Consider the following 14,665-nt stretch of genomic DNA (forward strand, 5'->3'; position numbering starts at 1 on the left):
CGGCCTCATTACATATTATTCCTTTAGCTTTCTCCATAGCGTCGTACGGTTGATATTCAACCGCTTTGCCGCCTTTGATTGATTCATATTTTCTTCTTCCAGCACCGTTTTGATAATCCGTCTTTCAATTTCATCAAGCGTTCCATTCAAATAGCTGGACAGCTGTTTTTTTTCATTTTCAAAAGCAAGCTGATCAATTGCTGCCTTTGCCCTATTCAACGTGATATATCCACTTTTTGTTGTCAGTACCAGTTCCTCAATGATCCGCTTGAACTGCCTGACATTTTCTCTGAATTTCTGGTGTTGAAAGGCTTCAATCACATCTGCTGACAGCCCAACCACCTGCGTCCCGTAAAGAGAATTCAGTTCCGCAATAAATAACCTGCTCATGTCCTCAATATCTTCTGGCCGTTCAGACAACGGAGGGACATGAATTGTGAGCTCCTGTAAGCCTGTATATAATTCCTCACTAAACGCTCCAGATTGCATCAATTTGAACAAATCCACTTGAGACGCAGCCATCCAGCGAATATTCTGATGATGATGCAGCTGCTCGGCAATGAGCTGCTGTATATCCATTGGAACGCTCTCAATATCCTTTAGAAACATCGTCCCTTTTTGATGCAGAGGGATTGATTTTATATCTTCCGGTTCTGTCAAACGTCTGCAATGTACTGTCGTAAAGCTCTCATTTTTCCTCTCGCTCATTTGATGGATAGCAAATGCAAGGCATGATTTACCAGTTCCTTGTTCACCATACAGGCAAATCGAGCGCTCCGTTTGACTAAACGCTTTTGCCCTATTGATCACATCTTTCATTTTTGGGCTTTGATCTGTAAAAAGAGCAAATGGATGTTCTGAATGAATAGGCGACGCAAGCGTCCAAATACGATGACCTTCTTGATTCATCACAGCCGAAGGCTTTTCAATCGTGACAAGCAACTCGCCTTTCGATAGCATGCTTCCTTTGACATGCCACACTTGCTGCTGATGGGATATTTGAGAATAGCCATTTTGTTTCCCTTCTCGAATCGCCTTTAGTGCCGGTTCAAGTGCTGGACACCACGCAATCACATCAGCATGAGAAGTAGACGGTGCAAATAATCCTTTTTCTGTCCATTGTTTCATTTGTTGATTCATAAAATGTAGCTGGTTGTGCGGATCAATGATGAGCATCCCTTTCGGCTCTTGATCAATCATTTCACGAAAGAGACGCTGTTCAGCTGTCGCCTCTTTATATAAACGATACATTTGTTTTGCTTGATGAAATGCTTCTTTGACCGATTCACGACCTGATGTAATGAGCATACTCTGCATTCCCAGCTCTTTAGCCGCTTTATCAGTAATGACATCTCCAAGCACGACCTGAGTCCCTTGTTCTTGTAATTGTTTTAAGAGATCCCATACCTCTTCCTCTTGCTGCACTGTGTAAATATCAATTTTAATCGCGTATAATTCCCCAATGGTGCGTACACCTTGTGTAATATTTTCAAAACCCACGACCGCTTTTTTACCTTGATAATCTTTTATCAGTGTTAAGGCACGAAGCAAGTCATACCCTGACACAGGGATATCCACTACTGGGATGTTCACATGTTTTTGAATGAGCGCAGCTGTTCCGCCCCGGCTCATAATGATATCCATTCCTTGAGCTTCTGCTTGTTCTGCAAGAGCAACACCAGACCGGAGATCTCCGACTACAAGCTGGAATGTCATATTTTCTTCTTCTTTGGCAAGGTCGATTAACACATCGCCCAACCCTTTATACGGCGCAACACCTAACACTTTGATATTCATGAAAAGGACCCCCATTTTTTATCTCTTCATCACGAGACATAGCTTGAGGGAGTCCAGCCGATAGAAAATGGGGACAACCCTCCAAACATCAATTATAAATGAAGCAAATGAGGGTTACAATTCACCAGAAGCAGGGCCCTCTTGCAGTTAAGAAGTGCGATTGACCCATTCTTCTGTCACACACACATATTTGATCGCCTGCCGATAATACGTAAACGCAATATGCAGCTTCCCGTCTTTTCCTTCCGTGATGGATGGATAAGAATACTCTCGATTTAGTTTATCCTTTGAATTGTTTGTCATCGCATATCCATCACCCACTTCAAGGTTACGTCTGATAGGCCATGTATCACCATTATCCTCAGAGAGCGCCAAAGTCATCGGTGCACGCGGTGTTCCCCAAAAGGCTGGACGTGCTTCTGTATCAACCGCTGTGCGCGTATCGCCTTCATCCTCAATTTCATCATATAAAGAAGCTCTTCGTTCTGTTTGCTCATCCGCATTGATATGATTATAGACGAGGGCAAGATGCCCATTTTGGAGCACGGTAAATTGAATGGATGAATTATTATTGGGCAGCTCTGTCGCCTTTGGCTCAGACCATGTCCGCCCATGATCGACGGAACGGCTGATATAAATCGAATCAGCAAACCGGCTTCTAAAGAGGGCTATGAGGGAGCCGTCTGCACACTTTCCAATATTCATATGAACACAGCCCGTGCTGTTTGGTACAATGACCTCACCCCATGTCTTTCCTTGGTCGGATGAAATCTTCACAGCACTGACATCCCGGTTCCCCGTCCATTTGACGCCTGGAATGGTCTTACAATAGAAGACCGGCAGCAGCCAATCTTGATTATCCAGTACAACAATCGGCTGACGTATAAACGTACCCGGCTGTTCAAACAAAGTATCAATCTCACCCCATGTCTCACCTCTATCCTCTGATAGCCGGTATCTCACGATGGCCGTATCTTGATTCCCAGATAGCTGTGCGGTATACAGCAGCCATAGCCTGCCATTTTCCTCTTGAAACAGAACTGGATTTTGTTCAGAGCGTGCAGGATCGTTAGATAACTTCACTGCCTCTGTCCACTTGTTACTTCCCCGTTTGAGTCTCGACATATAGATTGAGATATCAGGTATTCCCTCCTGCGTTCCGCCAAACCAAACACATAATACATCTCCATTATCCAGCTCAAGTAGATTCGCCGCATGATTCTGCACGCAGTCTGTTGGCAGAAAGGCTTCTTTTCTCTCTGTATCTTGTTCATTTTGTCGCAAAATTCCATCTATTTTTATCACAGTCTCTTCATTTTTCATGACAATTCTCCTTTCAATGGTTGATCCTTTTTAGCAGGCGGACTGAAAAGTCGATCGATTACCAGCACAAGGAAAGGAATGATAATGGCAATATACATATTATCGATTCCGAATGGATTATCGAGTAAATACCAAACCGTCGTGGTAACACCTGAAGCAGCAAGGCCAATGGTCGCCCCTCTATTTGAATTAAAGTACGGCAAGTAAAAGCCCATTGCTGCTACAACAGCGATCGATGTTCGAAGCGCCCTTGTAAAAAAGGAAAGGGACAGCAGCTCCGGCGCAAGTGCTACTCCTACAAGAGGCACAATTCCAACGAGTACAGCCACATACCTCGTGACTTTCATTCTCTGCTCCGGTGTTGGTTTCATTTTCGGTACATAAAAATCATCCATAATTAAGGTTGTTGTCGCAAGCGCAACCGTCGACACACCGACAAAGATGGATGCCACAAGCGATGTTGCCACAATGGCACTCAAAATTGGATTCATATGCTGTAAAAAGACAGGGAAGGCATAAATAGGATCAATGTCTGGATACAAATAATGTGCAGCTACGCCAATCACACCGATTGCAATTGCGAGCGGCAAACAAAGCAAAGCCGCATAAAGCGTTGATTTCTTTGCCTCACGCTCACTTTTCGACGAAGTGATTGCTTGAATGATAAACTGCGTAGCAAAGATGGCACCCATGTTTCCTATAAACCAAGCTCCTATCGTCCCCCATCCAATTGTCCCGTCCCATGTAAAGAAATGATCAGGCATCGTTTGTTTCATTGGTTCAAAGCCTTTTGTTAAGTAAAGAGCTACCCCTAGTGTAATTAAAATCCCCGCATACTTCACGATCGAATGAAGGATCGTGACCCATGCAACTCCTTTCATTCCTCCGAATGTAAAATAAAATGTACTCACAACGGCCGTAATGATCGCACAGGTCATTAAAGGAAGCCCCAAAATAGATGCAATAGCAGCTGACCCACTTAAATAGTTTCCTAGATTCACAAGCAGTAATGCAGCAATCATAATAACAGAAACAACTAGCTTCGTTGATTTTCCAAACTTCTGATTGATAATACCCGAAATGGTGTACTGCCCTGTTCGATAAAACTTGCCTACTAAGAAAAAGGAAAAGATAAAAAAGGCGATAGCGACGGTCACAATAGACCATGAAGCAGAAAGCCCATGCGTAAAGGCAGATTCTGCAGTTCCAACAGTGGATTTCGTTCCAATGAATTCACTCATGAGCAAAATACCGACTACAATGGCTGGAAGTGACTTAGCAGCATTGTTAAATTCTGAATTGGATTTACTGCGGAAACGCATCGTCAGCCAAGTCGTAAATAGTATATAGAGAATAATGACGATCAAAATAAATGTGATGACAGAACTGCTTAAGACATTCATTTAAAATCCCCCTTTGTGTGCAAGCCGTGTGAAGCAACTTCTCATTCCCATCCCAATGAAGCGTTAAGCGTCGAGCAGTTTCATGTATACCTGTTCAATATCAGAAACAGACATTGGCTTTGGATTGTTGTCCATTAATCTCTTCACCTCTGAAGCTGCTTGAGCAAGTGCCGGTACATCCTCCTTGGACACGCCAAAAGCTTTGAGCTGCTGTGGAATGTGTAAATCCGCTGTCCATTCTTCAATTTGATGAATCACACGCTCTGCAAGCTCCTGCTTTGTGTGAGCTCCCGCTAGTCCTATTGCTCTTGCCACATGTTCAAGCCGATCAATGATATGATCTGCATTAAAAGCAGTGACATGCGGAAGCAGCATGGAATTAGCAACACCATGAGAAATCTTGTATTTCCCCCCTAATGGATAAGCCATAGCGTGAACAGCAGCAGTTCCGGCACTTGTAAGCGCCATTCCTCCATACATTGCACCAACAAGCATATTTTCTCTTGCCTTCAAGTTCTCCCCGTGATGATATGCCTCCTGAATACTTCCTGAAATCAGCCGCATCGATTCCAGTGCAAACATATCACTGAATGGATTGGCTTTATTTGAAATATAAGATTCAAGCGCATGCGTAAAAGCATCCATACCTATAGCTGCGGTAATAGATTTCGGCAAGTTGAGAGTAAGTGCTGGATCTAAGATGACAAGGTCTGGCAAAAGATGCGGACTAACCATTCCAATTTTCAATTCCTTTTCTGGAAAAGTCACAATTGCATTTGGTGTCACCTCAGATCCCGTACCAGATGTTGTCGGAATGAGAATCGTTGGCACTCCCCTTTTTTCCACAAGATTTGTGCCAACGAGAGCAGAAATCGGCTGATCGTTTGTCTTAAGAACAGCTAAAATTTTTGCAGCATCAAGGACACTCCCGCCACCAATTCCAATAATGGCGTCATGCTCTCCTCTTAAAAAGGTGTGGAATACGTCCTCGATATTTTCTTCTGTTGGTTCAGGTTTGATTTCTGTACTTATCTCACTTGCTATCCCCTTTTTCGCAAGTTCTCTTTTGATGTGATCTGCATAACCAAGTGATACGATAGATGGTTGCGTTAATATAAAAATGGATGTGAGTCTGCTAAGCCCTAAACTATCTAATTTCTCCCCAAGAAGGTCTAAAGAACCTGCGCCAGATACAATGTGTGATGCCGTCTGAAAGTGATAATGCGTGATCGTCATCTCTTCACTACTCCTTTGCCGCTTTTCCTTGTTTGCGATAGTCTTCAACCATTTGTGCCACAGCTTCCAATGCCTCACCTGACAGCTCTTTTACAGGGCTTTTGGGCGGGCCAACCGGAATTCCATAAAGCTCTGCTGCCTTTTTCAAAGGCGCTGGTAATGTCCCTAAACCGAATGTTGCTCTTAATGGCTGCAGCTGCTTCTGGAAGTGCTCACTTTCGTCAAGCTTCCCTTTTCGAAAAGATTCATAGAGTCCAACGACAGTTTCAGGAAGTACATTTGCAGTTGCTGCGACCGCCCCTGCTCCGCCGAGTTTCAAGGTATCCAAAATGAGTGAGTCCGTACCTGCAAGGACAACAAAATCTTCATCTTTTGTGACATCCAGATATGCCTTGATATTTTCAATGTTTCCACTGCTATCTTTAATGCCTAGCACATTCGGCAGTGCACTGAGCCGAGCAACCGTCTCTGGTGCTAGAGATACTCCTGTTCTAGATGGAATGTTATAAAGCAGAATCGGAATATTCACATTCTCAGATATGTGACGAAAGTGCTCATACAGCTCTTCTTGGGTTGGTGCAACAAAGTAAGGTGTAATGATAGACAGAACATCTACCCCTCGATCTGCCAGTTTGTTTGACAGCCTGATGGTTGCCTCCGTACTATTTTCACCTGCTCCAATGAATACCGGCACTCGTCTGCCAACAGCATTCACGACAGTTTCAGCAATTTGAAGCTTTTCTTCCTCTGAAAACAAATGAAACTCTCCATTTGTGCCTAAAGCAAAGATGCCGTGTACACCTGAGTCGATCAAACGATTCACTAATTGCGTTGCCACTTCGGGATGAAAATGTTCTTCCTCAGTAAGCGGTGTCAAAATAGCTGGTATAATCCCTTGAATGTCCAAATAATCCTCCCTTTCTTATGTGTTGCATTTTTAAACACGTCATATTTTAAGCGCTTTCATATTTTTTATTATAAAAGGATTGTGATTTAATTAGCAACACTTTTTTTGATTTTTCGTTATATTAAGTTCATTTCTTATGCAGCTGTTGATGTTTTCAACAAAAAAAGCGAACCATTTTGGTTCACTTTTGAATGGCATTCAACTTTTGAAGAAGCCCATGCACCTTTTGTCCTAATCTTTCGTGTAAAAGGTCAGCATCTTCCGTTTCATGCGTATTGGGTGTAGCAATACAAAGATGATGGATTGGAATGCTTGTTTCTTGCTTCATGATGTGCATAAGCTGCCCCATGAGCTGAACAGCTGCTCCGTCTGATAAAGATCGTTTCAGGATAAGCCAAATGGCCAACTCTTCTTGCTGAAGCATGCCGCAAAGGATCATATCGTCTTCGGCGTCTTCTGCGGCAAATTGTGCTAATCCGTTAGCTTGCTCGAAAAACAGCATATCTTCAGATGACTCTAGCTGCTCATGAAGCGTCTTCGTTCCCGTTCCAATAGACCTTTTCCAAAAGAACCCGCCGTTTTTCTTATGTGAGGAAAGGATGCGAAGAGGCTGATTAATGGAAAACGTCATTCCTTCTGAGCTATAAGTCCTCCAGCCATCGGCTATGTTTACAATTGATGCTTTTGAAGGGGCTGCAGGCTCAACCATCAGCTGGGGGTTAGCCCTAAATGGATGCTGGAGCGGTGTCACATTTGTTTCATACACACGGTTGATTCGTTCAGTGGTCAAGACGTGATGCGGCAGTCCTAACATGTCTGTCTTTCCTTCATGAAGCAGAAGCAGCCGATCACAATATAAACTAGCGATGTTCACATCATGGAATACACCAATGACCGTTAACCTAGAGGAATCAGTTTCTTCTTTAATTAAATCAAGCAAATCTTTTTGATAGGCTAAATCAAGGAAACTCGTTGGTTCATCCAGCAATAAATATTCAGGCTGCTGCGCCAATGCCTGTGCTAAATATACACGCTGCTGTTCTCCTCCGCTTAACTCATGGATGGATTGATTCTTAAACTGTGCAACACCCGTTTGTTCCATTACTTTGCTGACGACCTGCACATCTTCTCGCGTGACAGATTGCAGCCACCCTTTTTGATATGGATAACGACCGAATTGGACGGTTTCTTCCACCGTAAATGAAAAAGCTTGGTCCGTTTTCTGCGGCAGAACGGCCATCTTTTGCGCAAGCGCCTTTGGCTGATAGGATTGAATAAGGTGACCGCCGAGACGCACCTCTCCGCTCTTAGGTGCTAAAATCCCTGCCATCATTTTAAGAAGGGTCGTCTTACCGCTCCCGTTTGGACCGAGTATACCGAGAAATTCTCCTTGCTTTACTTCAAGATTAATGCCTCGAATGACCTCTTTCTCTCCATATCCACCTCTGATTTCCTTCACTTGAATCATACGTGCGTCCCACCTCTATATTTACGAATGAGGATGATGCCAAATACAGGTGCACCAATTAACGCAGTAATGATGCCAATCGGTAATTCAGTCGGCTCAATGATGGTACGGGATAACACATCTGCTAATACAAGAAAGGAAGCACCGTTCAGCATAGATAAAGGCAGCAGATGCCGATGATCTGTGATAGTTAAGAGGCGGATAAAATGCGGAATCACAAGTCCTACAAAACCGATCGTCCCTGATACCGCTACTGCACTTCCGGTCAGGATCGAGCCCGCCAGCAGCACAATATATTTGCTCCTTTTCACATGAACACCTAATAGCTTTGCCTTCTCCTCGCCATACGTCATCACATTCAAATCCCGCCCCATCAACATTAACGCAAAGGTCCCAATAAGAAAGAAAGGAAGAAAAAGCACAATATAACGCCAGCCCCTCATGGACACACTGCCAAGCAGCCAATGAATGATCTCTTTTAGATCATCACCTGTTAAAGCAATCATCAATGAAATGAGCGCACCCAAAAAAGAGCTGAAAATCACTCCTGTCAAAATCAAAGAAGAGATGCTCATCCCCCGATGAACAAGACGCGCAAAAAAGAGAACGAGACAGAGGGTCACAAGCGCTGTTGTCATACTGAATAATGGCAGTGTGAAGCTGCCAAAAAGCGGGGGCTGCAAGCTGAAAAACAGGGTCGCTACGGCTCCAACTGATGCCCCTTGAGATACCCCCAGCGTATAAGGGTCAGCGAGAGGATTTTTTAATAAACCTTGAAAAGCTGCACCAGATAACGCAAGTGCTGCTCCGACTAATGCCGCTAATATGACTCTTGGCAGCCGAATGTTCATCATAATATTGCGATCGATGGAATCAATGGTTCCAAACTGCACTCCGAATAGTTCATGAACAAATATACGAAGAATAGAAGGAATGGGAATCCCTAAGCTTCCAAAGGAGATTCCCATTCCAATGCTCATCACAAGAAGTAAAACACTTAGTGTATATGCGATGATCAATTTATTTGAACGTGTCAGGATAGACGTTTTTCGCAAGAGCCTCGACTCCTTCAACCAATCGCGGTCCCGGTCTTGATGCGAGATCCGTATTCAATTGAAAGACTTGTTTTTCTTTCACTGCTTTCATTGCATTCCAGCCGTCTCTTTTTTTCAAATCAGCTAAGCCTGATCCATCAATTGTAACGATGACATCAGGATTTCGCTTGATGATCGATTCTTCCGTCATTTGCACCCAGCCAGTTTGATCACCTGCAGCATTTTTGGCATGGATAACAGAAAGCATTTCATCCATAAATGTATTTTTACCAGTTGTATAGATTTCAGGTGCACCTGATACTTCGACAAAGACTGTTTTTTGCTTGTCTTTCGAAATCCCCTCTGCTTGTTTCTTGATGTCATTCAGCTTTGTTTTCATTTCGTCTACAAGCTTTGTTGATGCTTCTTTCACGCCGGCTGCTTCACCGATCATATTGATTGATTTGTACACATCCTTAAAGGATGTTGCATCATTTACAGTCAGCACTTGGATCCCTGCATTTTCAAGCTGTTTAAATCCATTTTTTGATCCCATCTGAGATGCATGTGCTAAGACAAGATCTGGCTTTAAGGAAATGACCTTCTCGACATTGAATTCAAGTCCGCCAATCTTCTCTACCTTTTCGACTTCCTTTGGATAATTGTCAAAGTCTGATCGTCCAACCATTTTATCTCCAAGACCGAGTGCATAAGCAATCTCCGTATTACTTGGAATTAACGAAACAATTCGTTTAGGCTGTTCTTTGATTTCGACTGTTTTGCCAGCTGCATCTTTTATCAATACGGGAAATGCCGCAGTGGCCGTTTCTTTATTTTGTGACCCTTTTGCTTTGTGATCTGTCTCAGCGCCTGCACATCCTGCTAAAACACCCATCACAAGCAATAACGATAGCCAAATAGCTGTTAACTTTTTCATGAGTAACCCCCTGGTTTATGTACTGCTTAACGAAATCTCTTTCGTCAATTCTTTTCTAATTTCGGGAATATTATACTACAGTGCAGATAGGTTGTATATGTGATTTCTAAAAGCGTCTTTTCTGTTCATAAAACAAAAAAACAGCCTCTAAAAAGACTGTTTTTCACTCTTCAATGAATTGATTTGTTCTCCATTGATGGCGACTTTCTCAAAAGCAGGAGAAACGGCATGCTCTAAAGATAATGGATACGCCACATCATCTATGACACAATCTTTCATTTTAAAGTGAGTCACAGGAGAATGTGCATATGCGGCTATTTTCACACCATATCGTCCGCCGCTGCTTTTGAGTCCTTCCACTTCAATATGACGTACAACAGGACGATGCGGACCAGCATCTCCTTCCTCATACATCATGTCGATACAGACCACTTCATGCTTTAGACTTTTGACTGTATTGTTTTTAAAATAAATATGTTCAATGGTGCCGCCTCTGACAGAGTTGGTTTTAATACGCAGTGCCCGGTCAAGGTTCGGACTGTCCATGACATTATTTTCTGCATAAACATACTTTACCCCGCCAGAGATCTCGCTCCCGATCGTCACACCGCCGTGTCCATCCCGCATCTCATTTCTACGAATGACAATGTTTTCAGATGGAATCCCTATTCTCCGTCCATCCTCGTTTCTGCCCGATTTGATGGCAATACAATCATCTCCGTTATCAAAATAACAATCTTCAATGAGCACATTCCGGCAAGATTCCGGATTGACACCATCTGTGTTTGGTCCATGCCCAATGATTTTAACGCCGCGGACGATGACGTTATCACTTAACACAGGATGAATTTGCCACATCGGTGAATCCTTCACTGTCACTCCTTCGATTAGCACATGCTGACATTGGTATGGCTGAATAAAGCTCGACCTTAAATAATGACCTTCTCCAAATACCCTTTCTTCTACCGGTATTCTCTTTTCCGCCATTTCAAACAAAAGCTGGCGATCCCGATCCTGAGAGGGCTGGCCATTTGTCCCATACTTCCAAGGCCACCAATGATGCTCATCCCCTCTGCCATCAAGGGTTCCGGCTCCAGTTATAGCGATGTTTTCTGCATGGTGTGCATAAATGAGAGGTGAATAATTATAAAGTTCAACCCCTTCATATCTTGTCAGTACAAGAGGCAAGTAATCCTTTGGGTCTTGGCTGAATGTCACATAGGCTTTCTCATGCAGATGAAGTTCTACATTGCTTTTCAATTCTAAAGCACCTGTCATAAATGTCCCTGCTGGGATCAGCACCCGTCCCCCTTTCAACCGGTGGGCATCATCAATGGCAGACTGAATAGCATTTGTAGAAAGCTCTTGCCCTTCCGCATCTGCTCCATAATGCACCACATTCAATTCACGATCTGGGAACTGCGGTGCTTTTATCTGCTTTAGCACTTGATCAATTCCGTTTACTTTTTTATCTTTCTTCCCTTGCTTTGCTAAACGAGCAATTCCAACTCCAGTTAGTACCGTTCCTGCTGCGATATACATCAAATCCCGTTTTTTAGACACGTACTCATCCCCCAGTCGCCTTAAAGTGTGACACCTGTTTTGAAAATAGCCAGCTCTCTAAAATTGTTTTTTTCATGATTTAACAGCTTCCCGCTCGCCACATCAATGACAGTTGAAATGAATTTTTCTAATACAACATCTTCCGGTACATCTTCAAGCAGTTCTCCGGCATTAAAGTCAATCCAGTGCTTTTTTGTTTCATATAAGGCTGTGTTGGTCGAGATTTTCATTGTTGGCACAAACGTACCAAAGGGTGTCCCCCTGCCTGTTGTAAAAAGCACCATTTGACAGCCAGAAGCAGCAAGTGCAGATGAAGCAACCAAATCATTACCAGGTGCACTTAATAGGTTCAATCCCTTTTGTTTCAGCAGCTCTCCATATTTCAATACATCTTTAATATCAGAAGTACCTGCTTTTTGTGTACAGCCAAGAGATTTATCCTCTAATGTCGAAATTCCACCTGCTTTATTTCCCGGGGAAGGATTTTCATATACCGGCTGTCGATGATCCATGAAGTATTGTTTAAAGTCATTGATCATTTGCACAATATTGTCGAAAGTCGCTTCTGATGCTGCTCTCTCCATTAAAATCGTTTCAGCACCAAACATTTCGGGCACTTCTGTCAGCACAGTTGTTCCGCCTTGCGCGACAAGAAAATCGGACAGTCTGCCTAAAAGCGGATTTGCGGTAATACCAGAGAATCCATCTGATCCTCCGCACTTCAAGCCAATTTTCAGCTCAGATAACGGAATGTCTTCACGATGATCTTCTTTCGCCGCATCATAAATTTCCTTGAGTAAAGCGACTCCCGTCTCAATCTCATCTCCTACTTCTTGGCTTCTTAAAAATTTCACTCTCGTACGGTCATATTCACCTAATGTGGACTGAAAATCTTCAATGTCATTGTTTTCACAGCCAAGTCCAAGAACGAGTACTCCTCCAGCATTAGGGTGCTTCACCGCATTTTGTAAAATGGTTTTGGTATTTTCATGATCGTCCCCAAGCTGTGAGCAGCCATAATTGTGCTTTAATACAAGGGCTGTTTCAAAAGGATGGATGTTTCCACCCATTTCAGCGGTGAATATTTGGATCATTTGATCGGCGATGCCATTCACGCATCCAACGGTAGGAACAATCCAAAGCTCATTGCGAATTCCGCTTCCGCCATTTTTTCGTTTATACCCTTTAAATGTAAGATTCGTTTTTTCATAGGGGTTTTCTGATAATGAAGGCTGGTATTCGTATTCCAGCTTGCCAGATAGATTGGTTTTGATATTATGCGTATGCACCCATTCTCCAGCAGAAATGGCAGTCACTGCATGACCAATGGGATAGCCATATTTGATAATATTCTCTCTTTGCTTGATTTCAGCCAATGCAAACTTATGACCTTTGGCGACGGTCTCTTTTAAGATAATCGTATGTCCTTGATGCTGCAGCTCCTCCCCTTGCTCAAGTCCTTTTAAAGCAATACCGACATTATCTGAAGGGTGGATGACAATAAAGTCTTTCATGCTTTCTCCCCCTGACTTTCATATTGATGAAGCATCATTCGATGAACAGCTGCTCTCATCCCATGCGTCTGTATGAGGGTAAGCTGATCAGCTACAGCTTGACTCAATCCATTTATATCTGTTAAATCTCTGCCCCATAATGACTCGCATGAAAGAATTTTCGCTGCAACTCCTTCATTAGAATGGTTTTCCTCGTCCCATGCTTCCTTCATGAGCGTTAGCACAGTTTCATCATCCTTTACCCTTCCTGCATGTGCTCTGTAGAAATAAATGAGACTGCTAAGTGAAAACACAAGTTTCATTGGCAGCTGTTTCTTTCGCTCGACATAATCAAGCAATGACGGAAGATTACGGGTTCGGAATTTGGATACCCCATTCAGCGCAATATCCAGCAATTGATGCTTTACAAATGGATTGCAAAAACGATCCCAAACGGATTGTGTATAAAGAAGAAGCTCATCTTCAGGGAGTTCAAGCCCTGGCAATACTTCCTCCTCCAGCATACGCCGGACGAACGGACCAACATGCTCATCATCCACAGCTTCCTTTACAGTTTCTAAACCGCATGAATAGGCAATCGGCACCATCGCCGTATGTGCACCATTTAAAATTCGTACCTTGCTCATACGATAAGGCGCAATATCCTCTACAAAAAGTACATTTAATCCTGCTTCTTGAAAGGGGAGCTCCTTTTTCACAAAAGCGGGCGCTTCAATGACAAAAAGATGATAATATTCTGCCGTGACAAGCAATTCGTCGATATACCCTTCTTCCTTTCGTACGATGTCAGCCGCTTTCTTAGAGAATCCAGGGACAATCCGGTCCACAAGCGTATTACAAAACGTGTTGGCTTCCTTAATCCATGTAAAAAACGCAGGCGGCAGTTCCCACTCAGCTGCCATACTGATCACATATTCCTTCAATCGATCACCATTTTGTTCAACCAATTCACAAGGCAGAATGATCAGTCCTTTCTGCTCATCTCCAGCAAATGCTTTAAACCGGTGATACAAGAACGCTGTCAGCTTTCCTGGAAAACTGGCTTGCGGCCGATCCTCCAAACGATCCTCCTTTCTGAGCACAAGTCCTGCCTCTGTCGTGTTTGAGAAAACAAAGCGGAGATCCGGGTTTTCCGCTACGTGTAAAAATTCCTCGTAATCCGTATACGTACTAATTCCTCTGCTAATCGATTGGATGATCATACGTTCATTCATTTCTTGCTGGTCATGATATCCCTGAATACATAATGTGTACAAGCCATCTTGTTCATTTAATGCTGCTACTGATCCTTTTCGAGGAGGAACAACAACCGCTCTTCCTTTAAAATCTGTGCAGTCGTTCAGCTTCTGGATGTGCCAATTGATAAATCCTCGCATAAAATTTCCTTCACCAATCTGCAAAATCGTTTCCGGATACTCAGGTGCTGGGTATATGGCTTTTGATAATCGTTTCAAATGGATTCCCCTCTCCAAGCATTATGCAC

At 43.2% G+C, this 14,665-nt stretch carries 11 protein-coding genes; all 11 read right to left on the reverse strand.

Annotation, left to right across the window (positions count from 1 at the left end):
• Positions 1-15: 15 nt before the first annotated feature.
• The 11 genes from NSQ34_RS15145 to NSQ34_RS15195 all read right to left on the reverse strand — a co-directional run bounded on the left by NSQ34_RS15145 (position 16) and on the right by NSQ34_RS15195 (position 14,636).
• Positions 16-1,797 carry a sigma-54-dependent transcriptional regulator gene (locus NSQ34_RS15145; RefSeq protein ID WP_176967222.1) on the reverse strand — a complete coding sequence of 594 codons (1,782 nt, stop codon included), beginning with the start codon at positions 1,795-1,797 and terminating at the stop codon, positions 16-18.
• A gap of 147 nt (positions 1,798-1,944) precedes the next feature.
• Positions 1,945-3,120 carry a sialidase family protein gene (locus NSQ34_RS15150; protein ID WP_061110070.1) on the reverse strand — a complete coding sequence of 392 codons (1,176 nt, stop codon included), beginning with the start codon at positions 3,118-3,120 and terminating at the stop codon, positions 1,945-1,947.
• Positions 3,117-4,523: a sodium:solute symporter family protein gene (locus tag NSQ34_RS15155; RefSeq protein WP_061110071.1), complete on the reverse strand. Its 1,407-nt coding sequence runs from the start codon at positions 4,521-4,523 to the stop codon at positions 3,117-3,119. Before NSQ34_RS15155 ends, NSQ34_RS15150 begins: the two co-directional genes overlap by 4 nt.
• Positions 4,524-4,586: 63 nt before the next feature.
• Positions 4,587-5,759: an iron-containing alcohol dehydrogenase gene (locus NSQ34_RS15160; protein WP_342500961.1), complete on the reverse strand. Its 1,173-nt coding sequence runs from the start codon at positions 5,757-5,759 to the stop codon at positions 4,587-4,589.
• A 7-nt stretch (positions 5,760-5,766) separates the two neighbouring features.
• Entirely contained in the window at positions 5,767-6,666 is a 900-nt protein-coding gene (gene dapA / locus NSQ34_RS15165) for a 4-hydroxy-tetrahydrodipicolinate synthase (RefSeq protein ID WP_065215177.1), read from the reverse strand.
• A 181-nt stretch (positions 6,667-6,847) separates the two neighbouring features.
• Entirely contained in the window at positions 6,848-8,134 is a 1,287-nt protein-coding gene (locus NSQ34_RS15170) for a heme ABC transporter ATP-binding protein (protein ID WP_061110074.1), read from the reverse strand.
• Entirely contained in the window at positions 8,131-9,189 is a 1,059-nt protein-coding gene (locus tag NSQ34_RS15175; RefSeq protein WP_061110075.1) for an iron ABC transporter permease, read from the reverse strand. Before NSQ34_RS15175 ends, NSQ34_RS15170 begins: the two co-directional genes overlap by 4 nt.
• Complete coding sequence (locus NSQ34_RS15180; RefSeq protein WP_061110076.1) at positions 9,155-10,105, reverse strand: ABC transporter substrate-binding protein; 951 nt, start codon at positions 10,103-10,105, stop codon at positions 9,155-9,157. Before NSQ34_RS15180 ends, NSQ34_RS15175 begins: the two co-directional genes overlap by 35 nt.
• A gap of 147 nt (positions 10,106-10,252) precedes the next feature.
• Positions 10,253-11,668, reverse strand: a complete 1,416-nt coding sequence (locus NSQ34_RS15185; protein WP_061110077.1) for a glycoside hydrolase family 28 protein — start codon at positions 11,666-11,668, stop codon at positions 10,253-10,255.
• A 20-nt stretch (positions 11,669-11,688) separates the two neighbouring features.
• Positions 11,689-13,182: an altronate dehydratase family protein gene (locus NSQ34_RS15190; protein ID WP_061110078.1), complete on the reverse strand. Its 1,494-nt coding sequence runs from the start codon at positions 13,180-13,182 to the stop codon at positions 11,689-11,691.
• Complete coding sequence (locus tag NSQ34_RS15195; RefSeq protein WP_176967221.1) at positions 13,179-14,636, reverse strand: tagaturonate reductase; 1,458 nt, start codon at positions 14,634-14,636, stop codon at positions 13,179-13,181. The genes NSQ34_RS15190 and NSQ34_RS15195 overlap by 4 nt, the downstream gene beginning before the upstream one ends.
• Between the last annotated feature and the right edge of the window lie 29 nt (positions 14,637-14,665).

The organism is Bacillus sp. FSL P2-0069, from assembly GCF_038593315.1.
GTDB lineage: Bacteria > Bacillota > Bacilli > Bacillales > Bacillaceae > Bacillus > Bacillus safensis.

Bases quoted from the DNA above. Each gene is read 5' to 3' on its own strand.
- NSQ34_RS15160 (WP_342500961.1), bottom strand. From the start codon at position 5,759: ATGACGATCACGCATTATCACTTTCAGACGGCATCACACATTGTATCT.
- NSQ34_RS15180 (WP_061110076.1), bottom strand. From the start codon at position 10,105: ATGAAAAAGTTAACAGCTATTTGGCTATCGTTATTGCTTGTGATGGGT.
- NSQ34_RS15145 (WP_176967222.1), bottom strand. From the start codon at position 1,797: ATGAATATCAAAGTGTTAGGTGTTGCGCCGTATAAAGGGTTGGGCGAT.
- NSQ34_RS15170 (WP_061110074.1), bottom strand. From the start codon at position 8,134: ATGATTCAAGTGAAGGAAATCAGAGGTGGATATGGAGAGAAAGAGGTC.
- NSQ34_RS15150 (WP_061110070.1), bottom strand. From the start codon at position 3,120: ATGAAAAATGAAGAGACTGTGATAAAAATAGATGGAATTTTGCGACAA.
- NSQ34_RS15155 (WP_061110071.1), bottom strand. From the start codon at position 4,523: ATGAATGTCTTAAGCAGTTCTGTCATCACATTTATTTTGATCGTCATT.
- NSQ34_RS15190 (WP_061110078.1), bottom strand. From the start codon at position 13,182: ATGAAAGACTTTATTGTCATCCACCCTTCAGATAATGTCGGTATTGCT.